Below are 26,234 nucleotides of genomic sequence, written 5' to 3' on the forward strand. Positions count from 1 at the left end.
TCGGGGAACGAGGGGGCCTCAGCGCAGTCCGTCTTCTGCGGCGTTGCGCTGAGCTCCCCACTGTAACAGCAGGCTAAACGACGCGGGTAACACGGTCAGCGTCACCAGCGTCGCGACCAGCAGCCCGCCGATAATCGCATAGGCCATTGGCCCCCAGAAGACCTGATGAGAGATCGGGATCATGCCCAGGATGGCGGCGCAGGCGGTCAGGCAGATGGGTCTGGCCCGGTGCTCCGCGGCCGCCATAATGGCGGCATCGTTTGCCATCCCCTGAGCAAGATTGCTGTCAACCTCGCTAATCAGTATCACTGCGTTGCGCACGATCATCCCCGCCAGAGCGATGACGCCCAGCAGCGCGACAAACCCCATCGGCGTGCCGCCGGGCAGCATAGCCAGCACGATCCCCGGCAAGCCAAACGGGGCCATCAGGAGGGCCAGCAGCATCCGGGAATAACGCCGCAGCTGAAGCATCAGCAGCAACAGCATGATGACCAGCGTTACCGGAAGAACGGTAAAGACGGAGCTGTTCCCCTTGTCCGATTCGGCAACCGCGCCGCCTTCTTCAATGCTGTAACCTGCGGGCAGGCTCGCGCGCAGCTTGTCGACCGCCGGACGCAGCGCCGCGGATACCGCTTCAGCCTTCAGCCCCGGGGCAAGATCCGTTTGCACTGTGATAAAGGGCACGCGCTGCCGACGCCAGACGACCGGATCGTCCACGCCCCAGACCGGCGTCGCGACGGCGCTGAGCGGAATTTTTTTACCCTCATTCCCCTGAATCGTGAGCGAGGAGAGGGTGGCGGTGCTGTGACGCGCATCGTCGGTGGCCCGCAGCACCACGTCGACAAGGCGGTCGTTATCCCTGATGGAGGTAACAACGCTGCCGGACCAGACGGTGTTCAGCGTGCGGGCGAGGCTTTCTGACGATACTCCCGCCGCTCTGGCCGCCGTCTGATTCACCTTAAGGGTGATGACCCTCTCCGGCTCTCCGGCCGTCTGGTTAACGTCGCGTGAGAACGGAGACCGGCCAATCGCGTCCGTGAGACGGTTCGCCAACGCCCGAACCTGCAGATAGTCAGGCCCGCTCACCCGGTATTTGATGGGCCAGCCGACGGGCGGCCCCAGCTCAAGGGGCGACACGCGCGTGATGATGTCGCTAAACTGCGTCGCCAGGATCCTGTTCAGCTGAGCATGCAGACGATCCCGCGCTTCAAGATCTTTAGCCACCACGACCATCTGGGCGATATTTTCATTTTCCAGCAGCACGTCCATCGGCAGGTAAAAACGGATGGCTCCCGACCCGACGTACGTCGAATAGCGATCGATGTTGCCGTTGCCTGCCAGCGCCTTTTCCAGCTTTTCCACCTCTCTTAGCGTTTCCGGCTGCGACGCGTTGGCCGGAAGCGTCAGGCTGACCAGCAGCTCTGGCCGATCCGAGGCGGGGAAAAACTCGCCCTGCATAAACGTCGTGCCGTACGCTGACAGCCCCAGCGCGGAAAGGGCGAGCAGCACGGTAGCGACTCGGTGACGCAGCGCCAGGCGTAAAAGGCGTCCGTACCCGCGCGCGATCCTGCCGGGTCCCGCCGCGTGATGTCTGACTTTTTCCGGCAGCAGCCACGTGCCCGTCAGCGGCGAAAACAGGATCGCGACGGCCCAGGAGCAGAGCAGGGCAATGAGCACCACCGCAAACAGGGAAAAACAGTATTCACCGGCGCTGGAGGCCGCAAAGCCAACGGGAATAAAGCCGGCAATCATCACCAGAGTACCGGTGAGCATCGGGAAGGCCGTCGTTTTGAATGCATGGGTGGCCGCGTGCCGACGGGAATCCCCCGCTTCCAGCCGGGAGACCATCGTTTCGACGGCGATCATGGCGTCATCCACCAGCAGGCCCAGGGCAATGATCAGCGCCCCGAGCGAGATACGCTGAAGGCCAATACCTGCGAGCATCATGCCGGCAAACGTCATGGCGAGCACCAGCGGAATGGCCGTCGCCACCACCAGTCCGGCCCGTAACCCCAGCGAGACAAATGAAACCGCCAGCACGATAACAACGGCTTCGATAAGCACCCGGATAAATCCGCTTACCGCGTCACTGACCACCGCTGACTGATCGGCAACTTTCACCATCTCGATACCGTGCGGCAGCCCGGCGCTGAGGGCCGCCATTCTGGCATTCAGCGCAGCGCCGAAACGCAGCATGTTGCCCGTTGGCGCCATCGACACCGCCAGCCCGATAGCCGGCTTGCCGTTCACCCGATAGGCCGGGGCCGGTGGCTCGGCGATTTCCCGGGTGACGGTGGCAATGTCGGTCAGCGGAATATAGCGATTGTTCACGTGCAGCGTGACGGCGCGTAAGCTCTCTTCGGTCGTGAGCGCCCCGCTGACCTTGATCGCCATGTTCTCTTTTTCGGTACGCATCGTTCCTGCCGGGACAACGGCGTTTTGCGACCGGAGGGCGTCCGCAACCTCCTGAATATCGAGCCCCATCCCGGCCAGGCGCGCGGGAGAAAAGGCGAGAACCCACTGCTCCTGCTGTTCACCCAGCAGGGTGATTTTGCCTATATCCGGCAGGGACATCAGCTCGCGCCGGATTGTCTCTGCGCGATCCCGCACTTCCCGCAGGGTGAAACCTTCGGGAATAAAGGCGTAAATTGTGCCGAACGTGTCGTCAAACTCGTCGTCCACGGCAGGGCCCTGCACCCCTTCGGGCAGGGACGGCGCGATGTCCTGCATTTTTTTGCGAACCTGATACCAGATATCCGGCACGCGTTGCGGGGGCGTATCGTCACGGAGGTTGACGTGGATAACGGTACGTCCGGCCCGGGTTTCACTTTCGAGATAGTCCAGCCAGGGCGTTTCCTGCAGCTTTTTTTCAAGCGTATCGGTCAGCAGACGGGTGGTATCAGCCACGGAGGCTCCCGGCCACTGCGCGGAGACGACGGCCGTTTTAATGGTGAAAGCCGGATCTTCGTTACGCGGCAGCTTCTCATAGCAGAACACGCCCATCGCAATCACCAGCAGCATGAAAAAGCTGACCATCTGCTGGTTCTTCAGCGCCCAGGCGGAGAGGTTAAATTTAGCTTCCGGTCCTGTGTTCATGGCTGAACCTCTCCGGCAACCACCGGCTCGCCGGATCGTAATGTGCTCACGCCCGCCGTAATCACCCTGTCGCCCGGCTCAAGGCCGGAGGCAATAATGACGGAGGAGGCCGTATAGCTCGCGGGCACCACCGCGCGCAGCTGCGCCCGCGACTGCGGTGTAATCACAAAAACGGCCGGTTTGTCGCCGATGCGGGTCAGCGCCGAGGCGGGAAGGGTGTAGCCGCGCGGGGCAGACGATGGCAACGTGACGGTAACGCTGGCGCCCAGCGCCATGGCCGCCGGCGGGTTTTGCAGGGTGGCTCTGACGCGCCAGGTGCGGGTCTGAGGATCGGCCTGCGGGGTGATGTCCCGCAGCGCGGCAGACGCCTGTACCGACGGGTCGCTGAGGAGTGAAACCTGCAAAACCGCCTTATCCAGAGGCGGGATCGCATCCGGAGTGGCAATATCAAACGCCACGTCGCGGGCTTCACCCGTTGCCAGCGTCAGCACGGACTGACCGTCGCTGACAACCTGTCCGGCAGAAGCGTTCACGGCGGTGATGACGCCCGCCTGCGGCGCGATCAGGCGCGTCCAGCCGAGGCTTTCGCGGGCATTTCGCCATGCGGCCTCGCTGCTTTTTAAGCGCGCGCGGGCGACAAGCCAGTCCGCACGGGCGCTGTCGAGCTGCGTGCGGGCTATCGCGCCCGTTGGCATGAGCTTTTGCATTCGACTGACGTTAAGCGCGGCGACCTGCGCCGAGGCTTTGGCACCTTCATAGTCGGCCGCCGCGCCGTCTAGCTGGTTTTGCCCGGTCGTGTTGTCAAGCGTGGCCAGCAGCTGTCCGGCAGTGACCCGGTCGCCAATATCAACGCTGCGCGTCAGTATCCGGCCCCCGGTCCGAAAGCTCAGGGTCGTTTCATCGCGGGCATGGATCTCACCGGTTCTTTCCAGCGCGGGAAGGGTTTGGGCGGTGCCAACGACGACGTAGCGTACCGCTCGCGCAGGATCGGGCTTATTTTCGTGTTTATCACCGCAGCCGGTCAGCGGAAAAATCGCCAGCGCAAGCAGGGCCAGGGGAAGAAAATGCAGCCAGGAAAGGGTGCGCGCCACGCCGTACAAATGATGCAGGCAGTGGCGGAGGGAGAGAAAAAATTCGTCTGACATAACGCCGCTCCATAAAGGGAATGGCGTTATTAAATGCGCGCTACGTCGAGAAAGATTCGACGTTCTGTCAAGGCTTTATCAAGAGTGGATATTTTCATTACCGGACGGGTGCCAGGGCAACAAAATGCGCACGGCGAGGCCGCCGGTTTCCGGCAATGACGCGCTAATTTCACCCCCATGCGCCTCGCAAATCGCCCGGGCGATGGACAAACCGAGGCCGCTGCCGCCGGAATGCCGCGCGCGGGACTGCTCCTCGCGGCTAAAGCGTTTAAACATTTCCGGTAAGAACTGGGGCGACACGCCCGGCCCGTCATCGGTAAATTCGAGGGTGTAGTGCCCGCTGGCGTAGTGCAGCGCCACCTCAAGGTGGCCGCCCTCGCGTCCGTAACGTAGCGCATTTTCCATGAGGATGGTAACGACCTGTCCAAGACGGAACGCATCGCCTCTGAAGGGGCTGGTGCGCGGGTTGCGAAGCGTTATCCGGAAATGATGCGCGTCAGCCTGGGGCATGATCCAGGCAGCCCGCTCCTGAATCAGCTCATCCAGACAAAACGGCTGGTCCTCCAGCACGAGGTTACCCGCGTCGGCGAGCGAGAGAAGGTGAAGCTCATCGGTGAGGCGGTTGAGGTGCTGGAGCTGTTTCATCACCATGCCGAGCTGCGCCGGGCTGGCGTCAAACACGCCGTCTAACATGCCCTGCAGACGCCCAATGGCGGCCGTCAGGGGCGAGCGCAGCTCGTGCGCCATCGCAACGTGCGAGGCGCGGAGCTCTTTTTCATAGCGGGCGAGTTGCCCCGTCATGGAGTTAAAGTCGGTCGCAAAGCTGACCATTTCCGCCGGCGCATCCTTGATAAGTTCCGCCTGGCGGCCAAACTGCCCGTCGGCGACATCCTTTGCCGCATCGCGAAGGCGGCTGAACTGCAGCGCCAGCGGCCGGGCGTGTTTGAGCCCCATCACCACGATAAACGGGATCATCACCAGCACCAGCAGGGCCACCGTGGCCCAGTCGGCTGAGGCGATAGACGGCGTGGAATAGCTCAGGCCCCACCAGGTGTCCACAATCGAGTGGAAGCGGGCCGGATTAGCCTGCGGGTTCTGGCTGAGCGTCAGAAACTCCTGGCGGACCGCCGCTGGCATTTTGCCCATTATCCAGTAGTTCTGTACCGCATAGCGCAGCCACATGCAGGTGGCAATGACGATCACGCTGCCGATAGCCAGCGCCAGGATGCGCGCGCAAATCCAGCGCCACAGAGAGGAGTGCTGATTTTTAATCATGGCTGTCTGAACCTGTAACCCACGCCGCGAACGTTGATCAGTACGCCTGAGATCCCCGCCGCTTCGAGTTTTTTACGCAGGTTATAAATATGGGTGTCCACCACGCGCTCCAGCGCCTCGCTTTCCGGCAAACAGTGCTCCAGTAAATACTGGCGGGAGAACGGGTGCGCCGGAGAACGCAGCAGCGTTGCCAGAAGCGAGAATTCCGTTGGCGTAAGATCGAGCATCACGGGCGCGTCGCCGCCGTTATCCACGCTCGCCACAATGGCGGCAACGTCCACCTCGAGCGTTTGCCAGCGAAGGATTGCTTCGTCCGTCTCTTTTTTACTGCTGCGCCGCAGCACCGCCTGCACCCGAGCCACCACTTCGCCCGGATGATAAGGCTTCACAACGTAATCATCGGCACCGTATCGCAGGGCGCCAATGCGGTCAGGGGTATCCCCCATGGCCGTGACCATGATCACCGGCACATCGCTTTTACGACGCAGGCCAGCCAGCACCTCGGTGCCGTTAAGCCCCGGAAGCATCACGTCCAACAGGATGAGGTCGGGCTTCCACCGCTGCGCCATATCCAGTCCGGAATGACCGTCTCCGGTAATGGTCACGTCGTAATTTTCCCGCCGTAAATAGGCTTCGAGCACGCCGGCCGCATCGGCGTCATCTTCAATAATCAGCACTCTTCTGGACAACATCCGTTCACCTTGACCATTTCTTAACACTATCCCGACGATTCATTGATTCAGCCAAATCATACTGCGCCAACGTTGTGTGGCCGCCCCCGTATCAGGAGGCGCCAGCGTCCGTATGGAGAGCAGTATGATAGCGATAAAAAAAGTCCTGTATATGTCCGTCCCGCTTCTGATGGCCGTGGCTTCCGGCGCGCAGGCGGATGATGGCACCGCGTCCGATTCCCTCACCGTCGGGCTTGGGGGGCAGTATGCCCCGCGTTACTCAGGCTCAGACAAGCAGGTGTGGCAGGTGGTTCCGGTGCTGCAGGGTCGTAAAGGCGCTTTCTTTATTGATGCGCAAAAAGGGGTGGGATATGACCTGCAAAACGACAGCGGCTGGTATTTCGAACACACGCTGGGCTACGACTTCGGAAGGGCTGAGAAAAATTCTGGCTGGCGTGAGGGCGCAAACAATCTGAAAGGGATGGGGGACATTGATGCCACCCTGAATACCGGCCTTGCCGTGGGCTGGCAGGCCGCGCCATGGCTGAGTATGGAAGGCAAAGCGACGCTGCCGTTAACGGACAGCCAGGGGGCAAGCTATCAGGCCTCCGTGACGCTGATCCCGGTACAAAATAATCAGGACACGGTCGCCTTTCAGTCTGCGGCCCTGTTTGGCGACAGCCGTTATCTGAATACCTGGTATGGGGTTAGCGAGCAGCAGAGCCGCCGCACCGGCTATCGCCGCTATGCTGCGCCGGGTGGATTCTATGGCGTCGACACCAGCCTGACCTGGAGCCATCAGTTCGATGCCCACTGGGGAACGGTGCTGAGCGCGGACTATACCTGGCTTGGCGATCGTGCGAATAACAGCCCGATCGTGATGCGGCGTAATGAAGGGTCTGCAACCGCCGCTATCACCTGGACATTTTAAATTCGAGAAGCACGAGGGGACGAGAGGATTATTTCTTCTTATCCATCATCGCTTTTAAATCGGCAAACGGGTTAAACGTGGCGACGCCCACGTCTTTTTGCGCGTCTTCCCCGGCGACCACGGTGGTGCCGTACTGATCCGCTTCGGTGTATTTCGAATGTTCGTGGTCGTGGCAAAACAGGCACAACAGCTCCCAGTTGCTGCCATCTTCCGGGTTGTTGGTATGGTCGTGATCGATATGGTGAACCGTCAGTTCACGCAGATTGGAATAGACGAACTCCCGCGAGCAGCGTCCGCAGACCCAGGGATAGATTTTTAATGCTTTCTCGCGATAGCCGCTTTCCAGCCGCGCGTAGTTTTTGGGGATCAGAGCCATTGCCGGTTTTACCTGCCATGAAAAAAGTGGGGGATATTATATCCCATTATGAGGCGGAATGACGAACCACGCTATTCTGTCAATTTATTTGATGCTTTCAGTTAAATAAACGGCATTTATTCTTACCGGGTAATGAGTAAAGTGGACAGAACGCAACGCATTATCAGGACACAGGGTTATGAAAAAGATCGGGTTTTTATCCTTTGGTCACTGGACGCCTTCACCGCAGTCCGGCACGCGCTCGGCGGCAGACACGCTGCTGCAGTCCATTGATTTAGCCGTGGCGGCTGAAGAGCTGGGGGCAGACGGCGCCTATTTCCGCGTGCACCATTTCGCCCGACAGCTTAGCTCGCCGTTCCCTCTGCTGGCGGCAATAGGCGCAAAAACGAAAACCATCGAAATCGGTACCGGCGTGATTGATATGCGCTATGAAAATCCGATGTACATGGCCGAGGATGCGGGCGCGGCGGATCTGATTTCCGGCGGTCGTTTGCAGCTTGGCATCAGCCGCGGTTCGCCGGAGCAGGTCATTGATGGCTGGCGTCATTTCGGCTATGTCCCGCAGGAAGGGGAAGACGAATCGGATATGGCGCGCCGTCATACCGAGGTGCTGCTTGAGGTGCTTCGCGGTGAAGGGTTTGCCAAACCCAATCCGCAGCCTATGTTCCCGAATCCGCCGGGGCTGCTGCGCCTGGAGCCGTATTCTGAAGGGCTGCGCGAGCGTATCTGGTGGGGCGCCGGTTCGAATGCGACGGCCGTATGGGCCGCAAAGCTGGGAATGAACCTGCAAAGTTCAACCCTGAAGGACGATGAAACCGGCGAGCCGTTCCATATTCAGCAGGCAAAACAGATCCGCGCGTACCGTCAGGCCTGGAAAGAGGCAGGGCATACGCGCCAGCCGCGGGTGTCGGTCAGCCGCAGCATTTTTGCGCTAATGGACGACCGCGACCGGATGTATTTCGGTGCCAGCCGCAACGACAGCGATAGCGTGGGCTACCTTGATGAGAAAACGCGCGCGATCTTCGGGCGCAGCTATGCGGCGGAGCCGGACAAGCTGATTGAACAGCTGAAAAAGGACGACGCGATTGCCGAAGCCGATACGTTATTACTGACCGTGCCGAACCAGCTCGGTGTGGATTACAATGCGCACGTAATTGAATCCATTCTCAAACACGTCGCACCGGCAATGGGCTGGCGCGAGTAGTTGGCACGCAAGGATAGCGCGTGGCGTGATTCTCAATCTGTAACTATCCGGGCGCTTATCGCGAAGACAGGAGGGGCAATACGTCCCTCCTGTCAGCGCTATTTGTGGCTCATATCGCTTAGCAGCACGGCGATAGTTTGCCCGCCCGCCGTCTGTTCCAGGGCAATCTTGACGATAATGGTCAGCGGGACGGAGAGCAGCATCCCAACGGGCCCGAGAAGCCAGCCCCAGAAAATCAGGGACAAAAAGACCACCAGCGTGGAGAGTCCCAGCCCCCGACCCATCATGCGTGGCTCAAGAATATTACCGAAGACCAGGTTGATGACCAGATAGCCGGCCAGCAGGATCAGCGCGTCATAAAGCCCGCTGAAAACCAGCACCTGAAGGATAGGGGGGATCGCCGCCAGCACGGAGCCGATGTTGGGAATGTAGTTAAGCGCAAACGCCAGTAACCCCCAGACAAACGCAAAGCGAACGTCCAGCGCAAGAAGCATTCCCCAGACAACACCGCCCGTGACCAGGCTAATCGCCGTTTTCAGCACCAGATAGCGGGAGACGCTGTCCAGCGCGCGTTGAATCGCTCCCATTCCTTCAACCGGACGGACCATCATCTGCTGCAGCTTTGCCGGCAGCTGCGGCACCTCCAGCAGCATAAACACCACCGTTAAAAACAGCAGGAAAATGGAGGTCATGGCATTGGAAAGCTGCGCCAGCAGGCTGGTGACGATCGTCATGGCCGCGTTGGGGTCGATATATTTCAGGAGTTCCTCAACCGAGACTTCGATACCCGCGCGCTGCAGCCAGGGTTCCAGCTGCAGCAGCGGTATCGCCAGCGAAGAGCGGTACTTCGGCAGCGTTCGCGCCAGTTCATTGAGCGAGGTCCCCAGATACGCCACCAGCAAGACCATCGCTACAATGATGATGCTGATAAGCAGCGTTATCGCCAGCACGCGCGGGATGCGTAGCCGCGTCATGCGCTGCACCAGCGGGTTAAGGATCACCGCAACAAACAGGGCCAGAATAAAAGGCACAATAATGTCGGCGGCAAAACGAACGCCCGTCAGTATGATCACCAGCATGCCCAGCATGATGACAATTTTTAACCCGTTCAGGGTAATAATGGGTTTAGCCATGGTGACTCCGAATTTTTCTTTATATTTATAATAAAGGTGAAAGGCGTTGCAATAAACTAACCAAAATCAAACGGTATGGGTAAAGAATTGCAAAGACTTTGAGTAAAATCCTGGCTTATGGTACAAATCTGGTGTGTTTAACTACCGAGGACAATTTTCATCCGCAAAGACGAGAAGCAACAACGCGGATAATTGTAATTTTATGGACAATATGTTCAGGACGTACTCTTCAAACAATACCGCTGTCTACTCCACTTCTTTCTGCCTGCTTTCTGGTGAGCAACACTGGCGCACCGCACTATAGTCACGTCTTCTGCCTGAGCTGGCGTTAAGCGCTTAGCTATCTGATTTCAATTCGTATTTTTTTGGTTTGCTGCACGCAGCGAGCCACGATGGATTATATTCTCAAGCAGGAGAAAAACATGTTTTACTGGATCCTATTAGCGCTGGCTATCATCGCTGAAATTACCGGCACGCTGTCTATGAAATGGGCAAGCGTCAGCGATGGCAACACCGGTTTTATTTTGATGCTGGTGATGATTTCACTTTCTTATATTTTCCTCTCGTTTGCGGTGAAAAAAATTGCGCTGGGCGTCGCGTATGCACTGTGGGAAGGGATCGGTATTTTGTTGATTACGCTGTTCAGCGTGCTGATATTTGACGAAACATGAACAACAATGAAGGTCGCCGGATTAACGACGCTGGTTGCGGGTATTGTGCTGATTAAATCGGGTACCCGTAAACCTGGCAAACAGCAGAAGGAGCAGAACCATGCAACAGTTTGAGTGGGTTCATGCTGCCTGGCTGGGGCTCGCCATCGTGCTGGAAATCCTGGCGAACGTTCTGCTGAAATTCTCCGATGGTTTTCGCCGTAAACTCTACGGCCTGATGTCGATTGCCGCGGTTCTGGGGGCGTTCAGCGCGCTGTCTCAGGCGGTAAAAGGGATCGATCTTTCGGTGGCCTATGCGCTGTGGGGCGGTTTTGGTATCGCCGCTACCCTGGCCGCTGGCTGGGTACTCTTCGGCCAGCGCTTAAACAACAAGGGCTGGATGGGGCTCATCTTGCTGCTTGCCGGCATGATCATGATAAAACTCGCCTGACAGACCTCTCGCCATGATTTACAGGCAGCGAAATTCGCTGCCTGTATTACGCTTAGAAAAGCAAAACATGAAGAGGATGGCTGATGTATCGCACATTAAGCTGGCGCAATATTCCCAATGCGAGAACGTTGTTTGCCCTGGTCTTCATGGCGGGCATCGGCTTAATCATCTCCATCGTCGCACTGCTCTATCTATCCCTGCATCTTATCAGCACCAAAACCAACGAAATTGATGAACACCGCACGGCGCTTTCCGTGCAGGGGTCTATTCAGACATCGGTTAACCGCGTCTCCTCTCTGGTGCTTGATAACGCCGTCTGGGACGATGCGGTGCGGGAGGCCTACCGTCCCACGCTTGATACCGACTGGCTGTACAACACCTGGGGTACGGGCTTTAAAATCAATAACCTCTATGACGGCACCTTCATGCTGGATGAGCATTTCAACGTCCTCTGGGGATCGTTTCAAAGCCGGCCCTTTAACGAAAAAAACCTCGACTTCTTTGGTAAAGGCCTCAAAGCGCTTATCGACCAGCACGGGCGCGAGCTTGCGGGCGAAAAAAATATCTATGCGGGGATCAGCCAGACGCGCAACGGCGTGGCCTTTGTCGGCATTGGACTGATTCGCCCGATGGTCGGCAGCTTACAGGTCCACGACGGAACGCGCCGCTATCTGGTGATTACCCGCCATCTGAACGCCAGAATATTATCCGACCTGGGCGGCACCTTTCAGATCGATAACCTCCATTTTACCCCAGGCAAAATCAACGATCGCAGTATGCCGCTGCACAGTGCGGCAGGGGAGTTGGTCGGATATCTGAACTGGCAGGCGCGGCTCCCGGGCGCACAGGCCGCCCGGGCGGCATCGTCTGATATCAGGCAGATTGTGGTGCTGGTGTCGGGGCTGATTCTGCTCTTCATTCTGGTGAGCAGCGTGGGGCTGTACAAACTCGCGCGCGGCGAAAGCCAGGCGCGTCTGGTTGCAAGAACGGACTGGCTAAGCCATCTGCCGAACCGGCGCGCGCTTATCGAGACGCTTGATCGGGTGCGTTTACGCGGCGATACCGACGTCAAAAGCGTGGTGTTTATCGATCTGGACGGTTTTAAAGATGTGAATGACATCTACGGCCACAGCGTGGGTGACGACCTCATCGTGGCGATAGCAAAAACGCTGAATGAACGCGTGCCGTCGGGCGGGATGCTGGCGCGCATGGGCGGGGATGAGTTTGCCATGACCATCGGTGGAGATGATGCAGAGGCGCAGGCTACCGCCTTTGCCGTTTCCGTGCTGGATTTTCTCACCACCCCGGTTCAGCTGGGGGAACGCACCATCCATATCGGTGCCAGCATCGGCATCGCCAGCGGAACTCTGACGGAATGCAACAGTTCCGAACTGTTTCGCCGTGCCGATATTGCCATGTATCACGCCAAAATGAGCGGGAAAGGGCGTATTACCCACTACGACGCGGAGCTGAACAGCGTCCGGGAACGCAAGCTGGCGATTGAAAATCAGATCCGCAGCGGTCTGGAGCGCGATGAGTTTGAGGTCTGGTATCAGCCGATCGTTGACGCCCGCAGTCAGACAATGAGCAGCGTCGAAGCGCTGGTCCGCTGGCCACGTCGCCCGGAGGGGCCGCTGGGTCCGGATACCTTTATCGCCATTGCGGAGACCAGCGGTCTGATTTACAAGCTGGGTCAGTTCGTATTGCAGCGGGCCTGTGAGGATCTGCAGCCGTACGGTGAATTAAAGCTCTCCGTGAATATCTCCCCCGCGCAATTTCGCGATCCTGCCTTCGAAGAAAAAGTGGCCAGCGTGCTGGAGAGCACCCGTTTCCCGGCCAACCGGCTGCAGCTTGAGGTTACGGAGTCGTATGTACTGGAAAATCCGGAGCGAGCCCGCATGGCGATAGCGAATCTTAAAGCGCTGGGTACGGCGGTGGCGCTGGATGACTTTGGCACCGGCTATTCCAGCATTGGCTATTTGCGGCGTTTTAACTTCGACACCATCAAGATCGATAAATCCCTGGCCGGGCTGGTGGATAACGATGAACAGGCGGCCGCGCTGGTGAGCGGTACGGTGCGGATCGCCAATGCGCTGGGCATGGCGGTGGTGGCAGAAGGGGTAGAGACCGAGAAGCAAATGAAACTGCTGCGGCTGGCTGGCTGCGATCAACTGCAGGGTTTTTGGTTCAGCCAGCCGATGCCCATTGAGTCAATCAAAGCGTTACGTAAGGTCAGACGCTGCTGATTTACTGCTGCGCCAGCGCTTCCAGCTGGTCGCGGAAACCGGTAACGGACAAGGCGCGGTTATCGGCGCGCCACCGGTCTTTTGCCGCCGGCGCAGAGCTCTGGACACCAATCAACTGCCAGCCCTTATCGGTTTTCAGCATCAGCGGCGAACCACTGTCACCCGGCAACGTATCGCACTGATGCGAGAGTACGCTGGTTTGCGCCCAGCCCGTCACAATACAGTCGCTGTGCGTATAAAGCGTATCCAGATGATCGACAGGATAGCCTGACTGCGTCACCTTTCGGTCGGCGGCTTTCAGCGCGGCGGTGAGTGCGGCCTTGTCGCCGTCAAATAACGGCAGCGGCGTAATGCCCGAAGGCGGGTAGCGTAAAACGATCAGGCCAAAGTCCCATGAGGCGGCCGCCGGTGGCACTATCCAGCCGTCGCCATCCGGCTTCAGGCGTTTGCCGAGAGACGGATCGACCCGTCCCTCAATGCCGTGGATTTCATAGCGCCAGGTCCCTTTTTGCGACACAAACCGCAAGGCAACCGCTTTATCCGGCTTGCCGTTTGGCGGCGTTAACAGGCAGTGGCCTGCCGTCAGGGCAAGCTGCGGGGTGATCAGCGTCGCGGTGCATAAGTTACCGCTGGCGGTTTCCAGTTGACCTATAGCATCCCAGGGGGCCTGGGTGGGATCGGCGACGCGCGTACGATCGTCATGACCGAAAAAAAGCGTCTTTAGCTCTTTCGCGCTAATGGTGTCATCACCGCCATCATCCGCATGTGAGAATCCAGAAAAAACACCAAACGTTCCCAGTAACAACACAACAGATTTACGCATATCACACTCTGGTGGGGGTAATTATGATTATTAAAAGTGAACCCTATGAAAATACTATAGACGGGACAGCGCTAAAGTGGGAGTAAAATCAGCGTGCTACAATCAGGAAAGATAAAAATGGCTGGCGATGAGCGCGCATAAAATAAGCAGGATAAGAATCAGCTCAAACCGATAGCGTCGCAGCATACGCCCTCCGGAAATAAAAAAACGGCGCGGAACCTGTTCCGGTTCAGCGCCGGTTTACCAACGTGCCCCGAAGGGCACGGTTAAGCTTGTACTCTTACGCAGCTGGCTGTGCAGCTGGTTTAGCAGCTTCGTGTTTTACTGCTTTTTTGTGATGCTTTTTAGCAGCCTGAGCTTTCTGTTCTACAGCTGGTTTGGTTGCTTTTTTGTGGTGCTTTTTAGCAGCCTGCGCTTTCTGCTCTACAGCCGGTTTAGCGGCTTTTTTATGGTGCTTTTTAGCAGCCTGCGCTTTCTGTTCTACAGCCGGTTTAGCGGCTTTCTTGTGGTGCTTTTTGGCAGCCTGAGCTTTCTGCTCGGTTGGTGCTGCGGTTGCTGGCGCAGCGGCTTCTTTTTTCACTGCAGCTTTGTGATGTTTCTTATGGTGAACCGCTTTTGCTGGCGCTGCGGTGGTGGTTGCAGCAGGCGCGGCAGCCGGTGCAGCAGTTGCGGTAGTGTCAGCAGCAAATGCAGCAGAAGACAGACCCATAGCAGCGGCAACAACCAGAGCTAATACTTTATTCATTCTCATACCCTCGAATTTGGTTTTTCATTTAACCCCACTGCGGGGCCGTTGAAATAACTATATCCCTGTAAATTCGAGGTTTCCGTGAGTGATTGGTATCGGCGTGTAACGGAATGTACAGAGGGGAGAAAAGTATACGAACAGACCTCTGTTATTTGTTCAGTGTGGCCAGAATAGCCGCCGGAGATTGGCTGCCTATAATCGACCGTGATTCAGGCTCGATCACCACCATTACCGGGGTGATGCTAATGCCCAAACGTTCTGCCAGTGCAGTTTGCCGCGCGATCAGATCGGAACAGGCTGTGGTGATATCGTTATCCGGTAAAAATCCCGCCATCGCTTGCTGCAGGCTTTTGACCTTATCGGTTGAACACCAGACGCGCCCCCATATCTTCAATCACCGAGTCGCTAATGGCGTTGGGCGCAACGGTCAGAAACGACATCGTCAAACCGGCATCCGTATATTGCTTAACGCTTTTCACTACGTTGCTGCAGTAAATGCACTGGTTATCAATAAACACCAGCAGCTTCAATTTTTCAGCAGGAGCCTGAAACGTGATGGGCTGGAGGTCTGCAAGAGAGCGGGTAATATCGTTGAACGCGTCTTGCGGGGGTATTATCCGTGGCTGCGAAAGTACTTAAACTTGTCGCACACAGAATGGCTAACATCGTTTTCATTATGCCTTTCATCTTTTACAAACTCCCCCGATCGCTGACAAGCGTGTCGATGCTGCCCCATGCCTGGATCTAACGGGATGCATAGCGTGTGAAAGGCAGGGCTACCAGGAAACCCGATCCGAAATCCATCATGTTGCAGCAATATAAGATATTCGAACTTACATGATAGTTTTAACCGATCGATTTATATTGAATAGATCGGCATAAGTGTATATTATTTTCGATGAACCTGTAATAAAAATACTCGGCACAGAAAAAATAAGATAAATCAAGAAGAGAGCGAGCTAAAATTGGATTTCAAAAGTTTGTATAAACAATATACATTCTAGCCATTCTATTACCTAAATATAGCGTGGCAGTATGAAAGAGTTTAGTTTGATTTTTTTAGCGTTATTTTCATTATCAGCTCATGCTCAAGATGCTTTGCCGGGAGAGGAGCTGGAAACCTGTACTTCCACACCTGTGTCAGTCTCGTTATCCGGTACAGCGCATTTTCAGCGTGATTCTCCGGTAGGAACAGAAAGCGAATATATAACCCCGGATATTCAACAAAGTGTGACCTGCGCATTAATCAGCGATAAGGACGGCATAACTGATAGAGATGCATATTATCAATTTTCTGCCAGCGGAGAGAGTGAAAGTGGGATGCCGGGGGTATTTAAAACGAATGTTGAGGGCGTTGGGATAAGATTTTACTACGATGTTAAGGAATTTTCTGGCTTTACCTACTGCCAGAGGGAAAATAGTGAAGAATATATAAGAACAGATGGGTCGTATATAGGCCTGAAATGCCACTGGCTTGATGATACGCCTTCTGAGAGAGTTACAAGCCTTATCAGAGCGAAGTTAGTAAAAACAAATCCATCAATAACTTCTGGTACAGTTACGTCTACTCCAACCATGATAAAAATACGTATGGCTTATAATTGGACTGTGTTTAACTATCAGTTAGATGGTATAAATATTTCATCTTCGATAAATGTTCTCTCGGATAAATGTACAGTAAACAATAATAATATGTCATTTGACATTGGGAATGTCAGCATAACCGATTTCAACGGACAAAGTGGATACGCCCCTGCTAAAACGTCTGTGCAGAATTTAAATCTAAGTTGTGACAATAATGCTAATATCAACATCACCCTCGCTGGAAATCAAAATCCTGATTGTTCAGAGCAAAGTGTGTTGGCACTAAGTAATCAGGGACAGCCGGGCGTTGCACAAGGCGTCGGTGTACAATTGCTTTATAATAATATACCCATTAAATTAAATGAAATGCTGAACCTCAAACGCTCCGCCGGAGGTCAGGAGATATTCCCGATAGAAGCTCGTTACTATCAGACAAAAGATAAAGACCAGATTAGACCCGGCAAGGCAAATGCAACAGCAACGTTAAACCTCACCTACCAGTAGAATTGAGGAATAAAAAAGCCGCAAATGAAAACGGAAAAATATGACTAACAAAGAAAGGGTTGCCTGACTATCGACAATTTAACCTTTTGTGGTCATCCCTTTATTTTTTAATCCTGACCTTGAGCCGTTTAATTGTGACGTTAGGACACGCATTCATACACCCGACGTAATCATGACAACATGTGCTAAATCATATGGTTATAAAAAGGGTGAGAAGAGTGCCGGAGCGGGCTCCGGCAGAGGAATTAAAGATAACGTGAGGTGAGATGTTCGCGGAAGTAACGGATATTCAGATCTTCACCCGTCGCCTGGGTGATTAATTGCGACGTGCTGAAGCGGCTGCCGTGCTGCCAGATGTTCTGACGCAGCCACTCAAAGAGTGCGGAAAAATCGCCCTCAGCGATGGAGGCCTGCAGACCCGGCAGTGCGGTTCGGGCGGCATGGAACAGCTGCGCGGCGTACATAGCGCCAAGCGTGTATGACGGGAAGTAACCAAAACCGCCGTCGGTCCAGTGGATATCCTGCATACAGCCGTTGCGGTAGTTGTCTTTGGTAGATAATCCGAGCCAGGCCTGCATTTTCTCGTCCCACAGGGCGGGAATATCATCCACCTCGATCTCGCCGTTGATCAGCGCACGCTCAATCTCATAGCGCAGCACCACGTGTGCCGGGTAGCTCACTTCGTCCGCATCGACGCGGATGTAGCCAGGCTTCACGCGCTGGTTCCAGGCAATAAAGTTCTCTTCGCTGAACGCCGCCTGGCTGCCAAAGCGGGCGTGTACCGCAGGGAGAAGATGCCTGAGGAAGGCTTCACTGCGCCCCAGCTGCATTTCAAAGAACAGGCTCTGTGATTCATGGATCGCGGTTGAGCGCGCCAGGGCAATCGGCTGTCCTGCCCACGCGCGCGGCAGGTTTTGTTCGTAGCGGGCGTGTCCGGTTTCGTGGATCACGCCAAACAGCGCGCTGAGCAGCTCATCTTCGTCATAGCGCGTGGTGATGCGCACGTCTTCCGGGACGCCGCCGCAGAACGGGTGCGCGCTCACGTCCAGGCGACCGCCGTTAAAATCGAAGCCAAGCATCTTCATGGCTTCCAGGCCCAGTTCACGCTGTGCTGCCGTCGGGAAGGGGCCTTGCGGCGGAATAAACGACCGTTGAGCCTGTTTTTCCACCACGTTTGCCAGCAGGTCCGGTAGCCAGGACTTCATATCGCCGAACAGAACGTCCAGACGCGCGCTGGTCATGTCGGGTTCAAAAATGTCCAGCAGCGCGTCGTACGGCGTACAGCCTTTGGCTTCAGCCCGCAGGCGAGCCTCTTCGCGGCTGAGTTTGACCACCTCTTTCAGGTTGGCGGAAAAACCTTGCCAGTCGTTGGCGGGGCGCTGAGTACGCCAGGCGTGTTCACACTTGCTGCCTGCCAGGGATTTCGCTTCCACCAGCGATTCCGGCAGCAGAGTGGCCTGCTGGTAGTGGCGCGTCATTTCGCGCAGGTTGGCCTGTTCGACATCATTCAGATCTTCACCTGCCGCCGCCGCTAACAGGTCGCCGACTTTTTTATCGGTCAGGATCTGATGTTGCAGGACGCTCATCTCCGCGAGTGCTTCACCGCGCGCGGCGCTGCCGCCCGGCGGCATCATCGTGAACATATCCCAGCTGGCGATGGAGGAGAGGTGGGAGAAGCGGGAGAGACGCTGGAAGGTGCGGGTGAGTTGTTGGTAGTTATTGTTTTTCATGAAGTCCTCGTGTCTGAATCAGCCGATGACAAAAATTAGCATCGGCTTGATTTAAACACGAAGGCGCTGGAATGTTAATGCAGACGTTTATGCAAACTGGTGCCCACCAGCAGCGCCGCGCACAGCATCAGCGCGATAAACCCGCCCACGCCGTTCCAGCCGTAGTTATGCCAGAACACGCCGCCGAGGGTCCCGGCGATGCTGGAGCCCAGGTAATAGCTAAACAGATACAGCGATGATGCCTGTCCTTTGGCGCGACGCGCGCGCGGGCCAATCCAGCTGCTGGCGACCGAGTGGGCGGCGAAGAACCCGGCGGAGAAGAGCAGCATCCCGGCAAAGATGAACCACAGCGAGGATAATAGCGTCAGCAGCAGGCCGAGTAACATCACGCCCGTGAATACCAGCAGTACCGGCCCGCGTCCATAGCGTGCGGTCATCGCCCCGGCTTTCGGCGAGCTCCACGTGCCGGTGAGATAGGCCACAGAAAGCAAGCCGACAACGGCCTGATTCAGATGCCACGGCGAGAGCATCAGGCGGTAGCCAATATAGTTAAACAGCGTGACGAAGGCGCCCATCAGCAGGAACCCCATTAGAAACAGGCGCGGCAAACCTTTGTCGCGCCAGTGCAGGCGGAAGTTGATAAACAGCGTTTTCGGGCGCAGCGATGTCGGGCGGAAATGACGCGATTCCGGCAGAATTTTCCAGAACATCAGGGCTGATGCCAGCGCAAAACACCCGATTACCGCCAGCGCAATACGCCAGCTAAAGAAGTCGGTAAACACCCCGCTCAGCAGGCGGCCGCTCATTCCGCCAATCGAGTTCCCGCTGATGTAAAGCCCCATAGAGAAAGCAACAAAGCTCGGGTGGATCTCCTCGCTGAGGTAGGTCATCCCGACCGCCGCCACGCCGCTGAGCGAGAGCCCAATCAGCGCGCGCATCACCAGAATACCGTGCCAGCTGGTCATCATGGTCGAGAGTAACGTACAGACCGACGCCAGCATCAGCGCGGTTACCATCACCGGTTTACGGCCAATGGCGTCGGACAGCGGCCCGGTAAAGAGCAGGCCAATCGCCAGCATGCCGGTAGAAACAGAGAGCGAAACGCTGCTGCTGGCAGGCGATACGCCAAACTCATGAGAGAGAACGGGCAGGATCGGCTGAACGCAATAGAGCAGGGCGAAGGTCGCCAGACCGGCGGAAAAGAGCGCCAGCGTGACGCGCATAAATTGGGGGGTACCACGTTTAATGAACTGGACCGGCTGCGGTGCTGCGGGTAAATCATTGATATCTCTTGCCGGATCGATATCAATAGTCGTTGTACGGCTCACACAGTTTCCTTGCTTAAACATCCCCGTGATTTCTGGTGACGGGTATGACCACCTGTTCAGGGTAGGAAAATGTAAATATTCTGTCTAATATATTAATAATCTCAAATGATACTTTAAAAATATGAATATCGAGCTGCGTCATCTTCGCTACTTTGTCGCCGTCGCCGAGGAGCTGCATTTTGGCCGCGCGGCGGCACGGCTGAATATCTCTCAGCCACCGTTAAGCCAGCAGATTCAGATCCTGGAGCAGCAGGTCGGGGCGCGCCTTCTGGCCCGCACCAACCGCAGCGTGAGCCTGACGGCGGCGGGTAAACAGTTCCTGATCGACAGCCGACAAATTCTGAGCATGGTCGATGACGCCGCCGCCCGTGCAGAACGGCTCTATCTCGGAGAAGCCGGAGAGTTACGAATCGGGTTTACCTCTTCCGCGCCTTTTATCAGCGCCGTCTCGGAGACACTATCGTCATTCCGTCGCCACTTTCCGGATGTTCATATTCAGACGCGCGAAATCAACACCCGCGAGCAGATTGCGCCGCTGAATGAGGGTTCGCTGGATCTGGGGCTGATGCGTAACACCCAGCTGCCGGACACGCTGGCGTGGGAGGTGATCCTGCGCGAGCCGCTGATGGCTATGATCCCGCACGATCACCCGCTGGCGTCGCGTCCGTCGGTTTCGCTGGCAGAGCTGGCAAAAGAGCCCTTTGTCTTTTTTGACCCGCAGGTCGGGACAGGCCTGTATGACGATATCCTGGGGCTGATGCGCCGCTACGATCTTGCCCCGGTCATCACCCAGGAGGTAGGGGAAGCGATGACCATTATCGGCCTGGTCGCGGCCGGTCTGGGCGTGTCTATACTTCCGGCCTCCTTTAAACGGGTGCAGCTGCGTGAAATGCGCTGGGTGACCATTACCGAAGAGGATGCCGTTTCCGAAATGTGGCTGGTCTGGTCAAAACACCGTGAACAGAGCCATGCCGCACAGCGCTTCAAACAGCAGCTAATTAGCGTCTCTGCCGGGCGGCATTTTCACGGAAAAGAGGGTAAAAATGTGCGGTAAATCACATGGCTAAGTAAATATTTGACGACGGCCATGGAAGTGCTTCACCATAGCAAACAGTTTATTTCGAAGCTCGAAAATAAGGGAGTACGAGGTGGTTGCTGATAGTCAGCCAGGGCATATCGATCAGATTAAGCAGACCAACGCTGGCGCGGTGTATCGCCTGATTGATCAGCTTGGTCCGGTTTCGCGTATCGATCTTTCGCGCCTGGCACAACTGGCACCTGCCAGTATCACCAAGATTGTCCGCGAGATGCTGGAAGCGCACCTGGTTCAGGAGACGGAAATTCAGGAGCCGGGCAGCCGTGGCCGTCCGGCAGTCGGGCTGGTGGTTGAAACGGAAGCGTGGCACTACCTGTCACTGCGCATCAGCCGGGGGGAGATCTTCCTTGCGCTGCGCGACCTGAGCAGCAAGCTGGTGGTGGAAGACCGGCTTGAACTGCCGCTCAACGCGGAGGAACCGCTCCTCGACGCGATTGTCTCGCATATCGATCACTTCTTTATCCGCCATCAGCAGCGGCTTGAACGCTTAACGGCGATTGCCATCACCATGCCGGGCATTATTGATACCGAAAACGGTATTGTTCACCGCATGCCTTTTTACGACGATGTCAAAGAGATGCCGCTTGGCGAGGTGCTGAAAAATCATACCGGCGTGCCGGTCTATATTCAGCATGACATCAGCGCCTGGACGATGGCGGAGGCGCTGTTTGGCGCGTCGCGCGGTGCGCGGGATGTGATTCAGGTGGTCATCGACCATAACGTCGGGGCGGGCGTGATTACCGACGGACGTCTTCTCCACGCCGGAAGCAGTAGCCTGGTGGAAATTGGCCACACCCAGGTCGATCCGTACGGCAAGCGCTGCTACTGCGGAAACCACGGCTGTCTGGAGACCATTGCCAGCGTGGAAAGCGTGCTGGAGCTGGCGCAGGTCCGGCTCAGCCAGTCCATGAGCTCCTCGCTGCACGGACAACCCCTGACGGTGGATTCCCTCTGCGCCGCCGCGCGCCAGGGCGATCTGCTGGCGAAGGACATTATTACCGGCGTGGGGAATAACGTTGGCCGCATTCTGGCCATTATGGTGAACCTCTTCAACCCGCAAAAAATCCTTATTGGCTCACCGCTGAGCCAGGCGGCGGAGATCCTCTTCCCGGCGATTTCGGCCTGTATCCATCAGCAGTCGCTTCCCGCCTACAGCAAAAATATTGCGGTAGAAAGCACCCAGTTTTCCAACCAGGGAACCATGGCCGGCGCGGCGCTGGTCAAAGATGCCATGTATAATGGCTCGCTGTTGATCCGCCTGTTGCAGGGTTAACTCTTTTCCGCAGATGTAAGAAAAATTGCGCTATCTCAAGCCGGGTAGCGCACGCATCCCGTAGACTTCCTCCACTGAATTATTTACCTGGTTTATATTTTCGAAGCATACCCAAGAGGTGGAGTGAGTCATGCTTAAGCGTTTCTTTGTTACTGGTACTGATACCTCTGTCGGCAAGACCGTCGTATCCCGCGCATTGCTGCAGGCGCTGGCAGCAAGCGGTAAACGCGTGGCAGGGTACAAACCGGTCGCAAAAGGCAGTAAAGAGACGCCAGAGGGATTGCGTAATAAAGACGCCCTGGTGCTGCAAAGCGTCTCGTCGCTGGAACTGCCTTATCACGCGGTCAATCCCATTGCGTTAAGCGAAGAGGAGAGCAGCGTAGCGCACAGCGGCCTGATTAATTATCCCCTGTTGTCCGACGGCCTGGCGAACCTGAGCGAAAAGGTGGACCACGTGGTGGTGGAAGGGACGGGCGGCTGGCGCAGCCTGATGAATGATTTGCGCCCGCTGTCCGAATGGGTCGTACAGGAACAGCTTCCGGTGGTAATGGTGGTGGGTATCCAGGAAGGGTGCATCAACCACGCGCTGCTGACGGCGCAGGCGATCGCCAATGACGGCCTGCCGCTGATTGGCTGGGTGGCAAACCGCATCAACCCGGGCCTGGCGCACTACGCGGAGATCATCGACGTGCTGAGCAAAAAGCTGCCCGGGCCGCTGGTGGGTGAACTGCCTTATCTGCCCCGCGCCGAGCAGCGCGAGCTAGCGCAGTACATCGATCTCTCTGCCCTCGGTGGCGTGTTGACCATAGACCGAGTCGTGGCGTAACGTCCGCGACAGCACGGACGCCACCACGCAGGCGACCAGCAAGCCGGGCAGTAAAAAATACTGCCCGGTCATTTCACAGACCATCAGCGCTGACATAATGGGCGCATGCGTGGTCGCGGCAAGTAGCGTTGCCATCCCCGCCAGCCCCAGCAAAATCGCCGTCTCAGAGCCCGGCAGCCACAGCGCGAAAAGCTGCGCGAACAGCATTCCTGTTGCCATACCGACAAACAGCGTAGGTGTAAACACCCCACCGGGCGCGCCCGATCCGCTGCTCGCCAGTACCGCCAGCAGTTTACAGATGAACACCCCGGCAATCACCGACAGCAGCGGCGGGGCGAGCAGAAAAGCCTGAACCACGCTGTAGCCATTCCCCCACACCTTCGGCGTGAGAAGAGACAGCAGCCCGACGATCGCACCGCCCAGCGCTAATTGCCACGGCGGCGAAAGCTTGAGGCGCAGGAAAAGCCCGTGGCTGACGTCCATCAGCCACATCAGCAGCGGTCCGCAGAGGCCCGCCACCAGCCCCATCGCGACGAGAAGAGCATAATCGGCCGCGGTAAGGAGGCCGCTCAGATGGACCGCGTAAAGCGTACCCGCGCCCGGTGCCAGGAGCTGCGTCGTAAGAAGCGCCACCACCGCCGCGATCACCACGGGGCCGAGCGAGGCCAGCATCAGCGTGCCAAACAGAATTTCCGCGATGAACAGGCTTCCGGCCAGGGGCGCGTGATAGGCGCTGGCCATCCCGGCGGCGGCACCGCAGGCTATCCATAATTTCCATTCGGATTTGGGCGTAAAGCGCCGGGCGAAAAGGGAGGCGGCCAGGGCGGCAAGCAGGATCATCGCCCCTTCACGCCCGATGGCGCTTCCGCTGGCCACGACCAGCAGCGAGGCAAGGGATTTCACAAGGCTGGCGCCGTAGTCAAACTGGCCGTCTCCGGTCTCCAGCGCTTCCATGTAATCGGTGGGAGCATGAGGCCGCTGCGCGGTCAGACGCTGCCAACCCCAGAGCAGCAGTCCGGCGGCCAGCCCACCCAGTGCGGGCGTCAATGCGCGTCGCCAGGGCGAGAGCGACGCGGCCGCATTCACCAGGCTGCCGCTGTCGTTGCTGAGAAGCAGCCACTCCAGCAGGTACATGCTGTGGCGGAATACCGCAACGGCCAGCGCGGCCAGCACGCCGGTGACGGTGGCAATCAGCAGGCGACGAAACATCGCGCGGATGTCGGGGTAGGTATGAAGACGTTGCATGGGTCGCGTTTTAACGGGGACGATACGATATTGTGGCGGGAAATCGCGGGGTTAGCAAAAGGTCTGCGTGCGAAAAGCCGGGCGATGCCCGGCCAGAAAGGTTAGCTGTCGCTATGAATATTCAGCGCCCGGCGCGTACGCCCGGAGCTCAGGTACTCGGCAATATAGTCCTGCGAAATCTCGCCGTTGTAGCGACCGTCCTCATCCACGATCGGCATCCAGCTGGTATTACTCTCATACAGACGTGAAAGCACCACGCGCAGGTTGTCTTCCGCCTTGCCGGTCATGCGGAACGGATGCAGGATGTCGGCGCAGGTACCGCTGGCGTTACGCGCTTCGCGACGCTTCACAAAGCCCTGCGGTTTGCCGTGCTCGTCAACCACCGTAACGGCCCGAATGTCGTTATCATCCATGGTCGCAAAGGCTTCGGGAAGCGGAGTAGAGCCCCGCACCGTAATGGTCGGCTGCTGGTCGGTGACGTCGCCCGCCGATACCAGCAGCAGACGCTTCAGCGTCCGGTCCTGACCGACAAACGAGCCGACAAACTCGTTCGCCGGTTTCGCCAGCAGCTCATCCGGGCTGGCGCACTGCACGATTTTTCCCTGACGGAACACCGCAATACGGTCGCCGAGCTTCAGGGCTTCGTCGATATCGTGGCTGACCAGCATGACGGTTTTTTTCAGCTTGCGCTGCATCTCCAGGAACTGGTTCTGGATCACCTCGCGGTTGATCGGGTCCACCGCGCCGAAGGGTTCATCCATCAGCAGCACCGGAGGATCCGCCGCCAGGGCGCGGATGACGCCAATACGCTGCTGCTGGCCCCCGGACATCTCGCGCGGGTAGCGGTTGAGGAACTTATGCGGATCCATCGCCACCATATCCATCAGCTCTTCGGCGCGGGTTTTACAGCGCGATTTATCCCAGCCCAGCATGCGCGGCACGACGGTGATGTTCTCTTCGATGGTCATGTTCGGGAACAGGCCAATCTGCTGGATCACGTAGCCGATGTTGCGGCGCAGGGTGACGGTGTCCATCCCGCTGGTGTCTTCGCCGTTGATCAGGATTGTCCCGCTGCTTGGGGTAATGAGGCGGTTAATCATCTTCAGGGTGGTGGTCTTCCCGCAGCCGGACGGGCCGAGCAGGACGCACATTTCCCCTTCGGGTACGGTCAGGTTAACGTTGTCGACGGCCTTAAAGGTCTGGCCGTGCTTCTGTGAAAATTGTTTGGTGAGGTTTTCCAGTTTTATCATTATCGAATCCCCTTTGGAGTCAGAACCACCTGCAGACGATGCAGCAGCCAGTCGAGCACAATCGCTAAAAGACAAATCATCAGCGCGCCCGCAATCAACATGCGAATATCGCTTCCGCCGATGCCGTTGAGCAACAGCAGGCCCAGACCACCCGCGCCGATCACCGCGGCAATCGCCATCACGCCGATATTCATCACCACGGCGGTGCGGATCCCGCCGAAAATCACCGGCAGCGCCATCGGGATCTCGACCCAGCGCAGCCGCTGCCAGAAGGTCATGCCGATGCCGCGTCCGGCTTCGCGCAGGCCCGGCGGCAGGCTGTCGAGCGCCGTATGGGTATTACGCACAATCGGCAGCAGCGAGTAGAGAAACACCGCCGTAATTGCGGGCAGGGCGCCAATACCCTGACCGATCAGCGAAAACAGCGGGATCATCAGGCCAAACAGGGCGATGGACGGAATGGTCAGCACGATGGTAGCAATCCCCAGTACCGGCGTTGCCAGCCACTTATGGCGGACAATCACAATGCCCAGCGGTACGCCGATGATGATGGCTAAACCTACGGCCAGCGCCACCAGCCACAGGTGCTGAAGGGTGAGGGTTAAGAGGTAATCCCAGTTGTCCAGAATGTAGTGAATCGTCTCCATAG

The 26,234-nt window shown here is 57.2% G+C and carries 23 protein-coding genes and 1 pseudogene; 9 read left to right on the forward strand and 15 right to left on the reverse strand.

The window, feature by feature from the left end:
- Positions 1-18: 18 nt before the first annotated feature.
- From ACERY3_RS06525 to ACERY3_RS06540, 4 genes are all read right to left on the reverse strand, one after another.
- Positions 19-3,096 carry an efflux RND transporter permease subunit gene (locus ACERY3_RS06525; RefSeq protein WP_373225302.1) on the reverse strand — a complete coding sequence of 1,026 codons (3,078 nt, stop codon included), beginning with the start codon at positions 3,094-3,096 and terminating at the stop codon, positions 19-21.
- Positions 3,093-4,241 carry an efflux RND transporter periplasmic adaptor subunit gene (locus tag ACERY3_RS06530; RefSeq protein ID WP_373225303.1) on the reverse strand — a complete coding sequence of 383 codons (1,149 nt, stop codon included), beginning with the start codon at positions 4,239-4,241 and terminating at the stop codon, positions 3,093-3,095. Before ACERY3_RS06530 ends, ACERY3_RS06525 begins: the two co-directional genes overlap by 4 nt.
- 78 nt (positions 4,242-4,319) lie before the next feature.
- On the reverse strand, positions 4,320-5,516 hold the full coding sequence (locus ACERY3_RS06535) for a sensor histidine kinase (protein ID WP_373225305.1): 1,197 nt from the start codon (positions 5,514-5,516) through the stop codon (positions 4,320-4,322).
- Positions 5,513-6,208 (reverse strand): response regulator, encoded by a 696-nt coding sequence (locus ACERY3_RS06540; RefSeq protein WP_029739347.1) that lies wholly within the window; start codon positions 6,206-6,208, stop codon positions 5,513-5,515. Before ACERY3_RS06540 ends, ACERY3_RS06535 begins: the two co-directional genes overlap by 4 nt.
- A 124-nt stretch (positions 6,209-6,332) precedes the next feature.
- Between ACERY3_RS06540 and ACERY3_RS06545 the strand changes: the two genes are divergently transcribed.
- A complete protein-coding gene (locus ACERY3_RS06545; RefSeq protein WP_373225306.1) occupies positions 6,333-7,118 on the forward strand; it encodes a MipA/OmpV family protein in 786 nt (261 codons plus the stop codon).
- Between the two features lie 28 nt (positions 7,119-7,146).
- On the opposite strand, the gene yajD is transcribed toward ACERY3_RS06545, so the two are convergent.
- Positions 7,147-7,494, reverse strand: a complete 348-nt coding sequence (gene yajD / locus ACERY3_RS06550) for an HNH nuclease YajD (protein WP_003857471.1) — start codon at positions 7,492-7,494, stop codon at positions 7,147-7,149.
- 178 nt (positions 7,495-7,672) lie between these two features.
- On the opposite strand from yajD, the gene ACERY3_RS06555 reads away from it, so the two are divergent.
- Positions 7,673-8,698, forward strand: a complete 1,026-nt coding sequence (locus tag ACERY3_RS06555) for an LLM class flavin-dependent oxidoreductase (protein WP_032657621.1) — start codon at positions 7,673-7,675, stop codon at positions 8,696-8,698.
- Positions 8,699-8,796: 98 nt separating this feature from the next.
- Here ACERY3_RS06555 and ACERY3_RS06560 read toward each other — a convergent pair whose 3' ends face one another.
- Positions 8,797-9,831: an AI-2E family transporter gene (locus ACERY3_RS06560; RefSeq protein ID WP_039262698.1), complete on the reverse strand. Its 1,035-nt coding sequence runs from the start codon at positions 9,829-9,831 to the stop codon at positions 8,797-8,799.
- Between the two features lie 422 nt (positions 9,832-10,253).
- Here ACERY3_RS06560 and mdtJ point away from each other — a divergent pair.
- The 3 genes and pseudogenes from mdtJ (at position 10,254) to ACERY3_RS06575 (ending at position 13,178) form a co-directional block, all read left to right on the forward strand.
- A pseudogene (mdtJ, locus tag ACERY3_RS06565) lies at positions 10,254-10,616 on the forward strand (multidrug/spermidine efflux SMR transporter subunit MdtJ).
- On the forward strand, positions 10,603-10,932 hold the full coding sequence (gene mdtI, locus ACERY3_RS06570; RefSeq protein WP_024909144.1) for a multidrug/spermidine efflux SMR transporter subunit MdtI: 330 nt from the start codon (positions 10,603-10,605) through the stop codon (positions 10,930-10,932). The pseudogene mdtJ and the gene mdtI overlap by 14 nt, the downstream one beginning before the upstream one ends.
- Positions 10,933-11,015: 83 nt before the next feature.
- A complete protein-coding gene (locus ACERY3_RS06575) occupies positions 11,016-13,178 on the forward strand; it encodes an EAL domain-containing protein (RefSeq protein WP_373225307.1) in 2,163 nt (720 codons plus the stop codon).
- Between the two features lies 1 nt (position 13,179).
- Here the strand turns inward: ACERY3_RS06575 and ACERY3_RS06580 are convergent, their stop codons facing one another.
- The 4 genes from ACERY3_RS06580 to ACERY3_RS06595 form a co-directional block, all read right to left on the reverse strand.
- Positions 13,180-14,001 carry a serine protease gene (locus ACERY3_RS06580; protein WP_373225308.1) on the reverse strand — a complete coding sequence of 274 codons (822 nt, stop codon included), beginning with the start codon at positions 13,999-14,001 and terminating at the stop codon, positions 13,180-13,182.
- A gap of 280 nt (positions 14,002-14,281) precedes the next feature.
- Positions 14,282-14,746 (reverse strand): acid resistance repetitive basic protein Asr, encoded by a 465-nt coding sequence (gene asr, locus ACERY3_RS06585; RefSeq protein ID WP_069302731.1) that lies wholly within the window; start codon positions 14,744-14,746, stop codon positions 14,282-14,284.
- Positions 14,747-14,897: 151 nt separating this feature from the next.
- The gene (locus tag ACERY3_RS06590; RefSeq protein ID WP_373225309.1) at positions 14,898-15,083 is read right to left on the reverse strand and encodes a hypothetical protein; all 186 of its coding nucleotides are present in this window, start codon (positions 15,081-15,083) and stop codon (positions 14,898-14,900) included.
- 22 nt (positions 15,084-15,105) lie between these two features.
- Positions 15,106-15,279, reverse strand: a complete 174-nt coding sequence (locus tag ACERY3_RS06595; RefSeq protein ID WP_373225311.1) for a hypothetical protein — start codon at positions 15,277-15,279, stop codon at positions 15,106-15,108.
- Positions 15,280-15,784: 505 nt separating this feature from the next.
- Here ACERY3_RS06595 and ACERY3_RS06600 point away from each other — a divergent pair.
- A complete protein-coding gene (locus ACERY3_RS06600; protein ID WP_373225312.1) occupies positions 15,785-16,837 on the forward strand; it encodes a fimbrial protein in 1,053 nt (350 codons plus the stop codon).
- Between the two features lie 245 nt (positions 16,838-17,082).
- Here the strand turns inward: ACERY3_RS06600 and ACERY3_RS06605 are convergent, their stop codons facing one another.
- Together ACERY3_RS06605 and ACERY3_RS06610 are read right to left on the reverse strand one after the other, a co-directional pair.
- The gene (locus ACERY3_RS06605) at positions 17,083-18,567 is read right to left on the reverse strand and encodes a carboxypeptidase M32 (protein ID WP_373225313.1); all 1,485 of its coding nucleotides are present in this window, start codon (positions 18,565-18,567) and stop codon (positions 17,083-17,085) included.
- A 74-nt stretch (positions 18,568-18,641) separates the two neighbouring features.
- Positions 18,642-19,895, reverse strand: a complete 1,254-nt coding sequence (locus ACERY3_RS06610) for an MFS transporter (RefSeq protein WP_373225314.1) — start codon at positions 19,893-19,895, stop codon at positions 18,642-18,644.
- Between the two features lie 121 nt (positions 19,896-20,016).
- On the opposite strand from ACERY3_RS06610, the gene ACERY3_RS06615 reads away from it, so the two are divergent.
- The 3 genes from ACERY3_RS06615 (at position 20,017) to bioD (ending at position 23,090) form a co-directional block, all read left to right on the forward strand.
- Positions 20,017-20,949 carry a LysR family transcriptional regulator gene (locus ACERY3_RS06615; RefSeq protein WP_373225315.1) on the forward strand — a complete coding sequence of 311 codons (933 nt, stop codon included), beginning with the start codon at positions 20,017-20,019 and terminating at the stop codon, positions 20,947-20,949.
- Between the two features lie 94 nt (positions 20,950-21,043).
- Entirely contained in the window at positions 21,044-22,264 is a 1,221-nt protein-coding gene (mlc, locus tag ACERY3_RS06620) for a sugar metabolism global transcriptional regulator Mlc (RefSeq protein ID WP_023311510.1), read from the forward strand.
- A gap of 130 nt (positions 22,265-22,394) precedes the next feature.
- Positions 22,395-23,090: a dethiobiotin synthase gene (bioD, locus tag ACERY3_RS06625; protein WP_039262691.1), complete on the forward strand. Its 696-nt coding sequence runs from the start codon at positions 22,395-22,397 to the stop codon at positions 23,088-23,090.
- Here the strand turns inward: bioD and clcB are convergent.
- The 3 genes from clcB to osmW all read right to left on the reverse strand — a co-directional run bounded on the left by clcB (position 23,025) and on the right by osmW (position 26,232).
- On the reverse strand, positions 23,025-24,335 hold the full coding sequence (clcB, locus tag ACERY3_RS06630; protein WP_064672396.1) for a voltage-gated ClC-type chloride channel ClcB: 1,311 nt from the start codon (positions 24,333-24,335) through the stop codon (positions 23,025-23,027). The two genes, bioD and clcB, sit on opposite strands and share 66 nt — an antisense overlap.
- Before the next feature lie 101 nt (positions 24,336-24,436).
- A complete protein-coding gene (gene osmV, locus ACERY3_RS06635; protein WP_373225316.1) occupies positions 24,437-25,585 on the reverse strand; it encodes an osmoprotectant ABC transporter ATP-binding protein OsmV in 1,149 nt (382 codons plus the stop codon).
- Positions 25,585-26,232 (reverse strand): osmoprotectant ABC transporter permease OsmW, encoded by a 648-nt coding sequence (osmW, locus tag ACERY3_RS06640; protein WP_218401458.1) that lies wholly within the window; start codon positions 26,230-26,232, stop codon positions 25,585-25,587. Before osmW ends, osmV begins: the two co-directional genes overlap by 1 nt.
- Positions 26,233-26,234 lie beyond the last annotated feature (2 nt).

Origin of the sequence: Enterobacter cloacae complex sp. ESBL7 (assembly GCF_041679625.1) — a bacterium.
GTDB classification, from domain to species: domain Bacteria; phylum Pseudomonadota; class Gammaproteobacteria; order Enterobacterales; family Enterobacteriaceae; genus Enterobacter; species Enterobacter asburiae_B.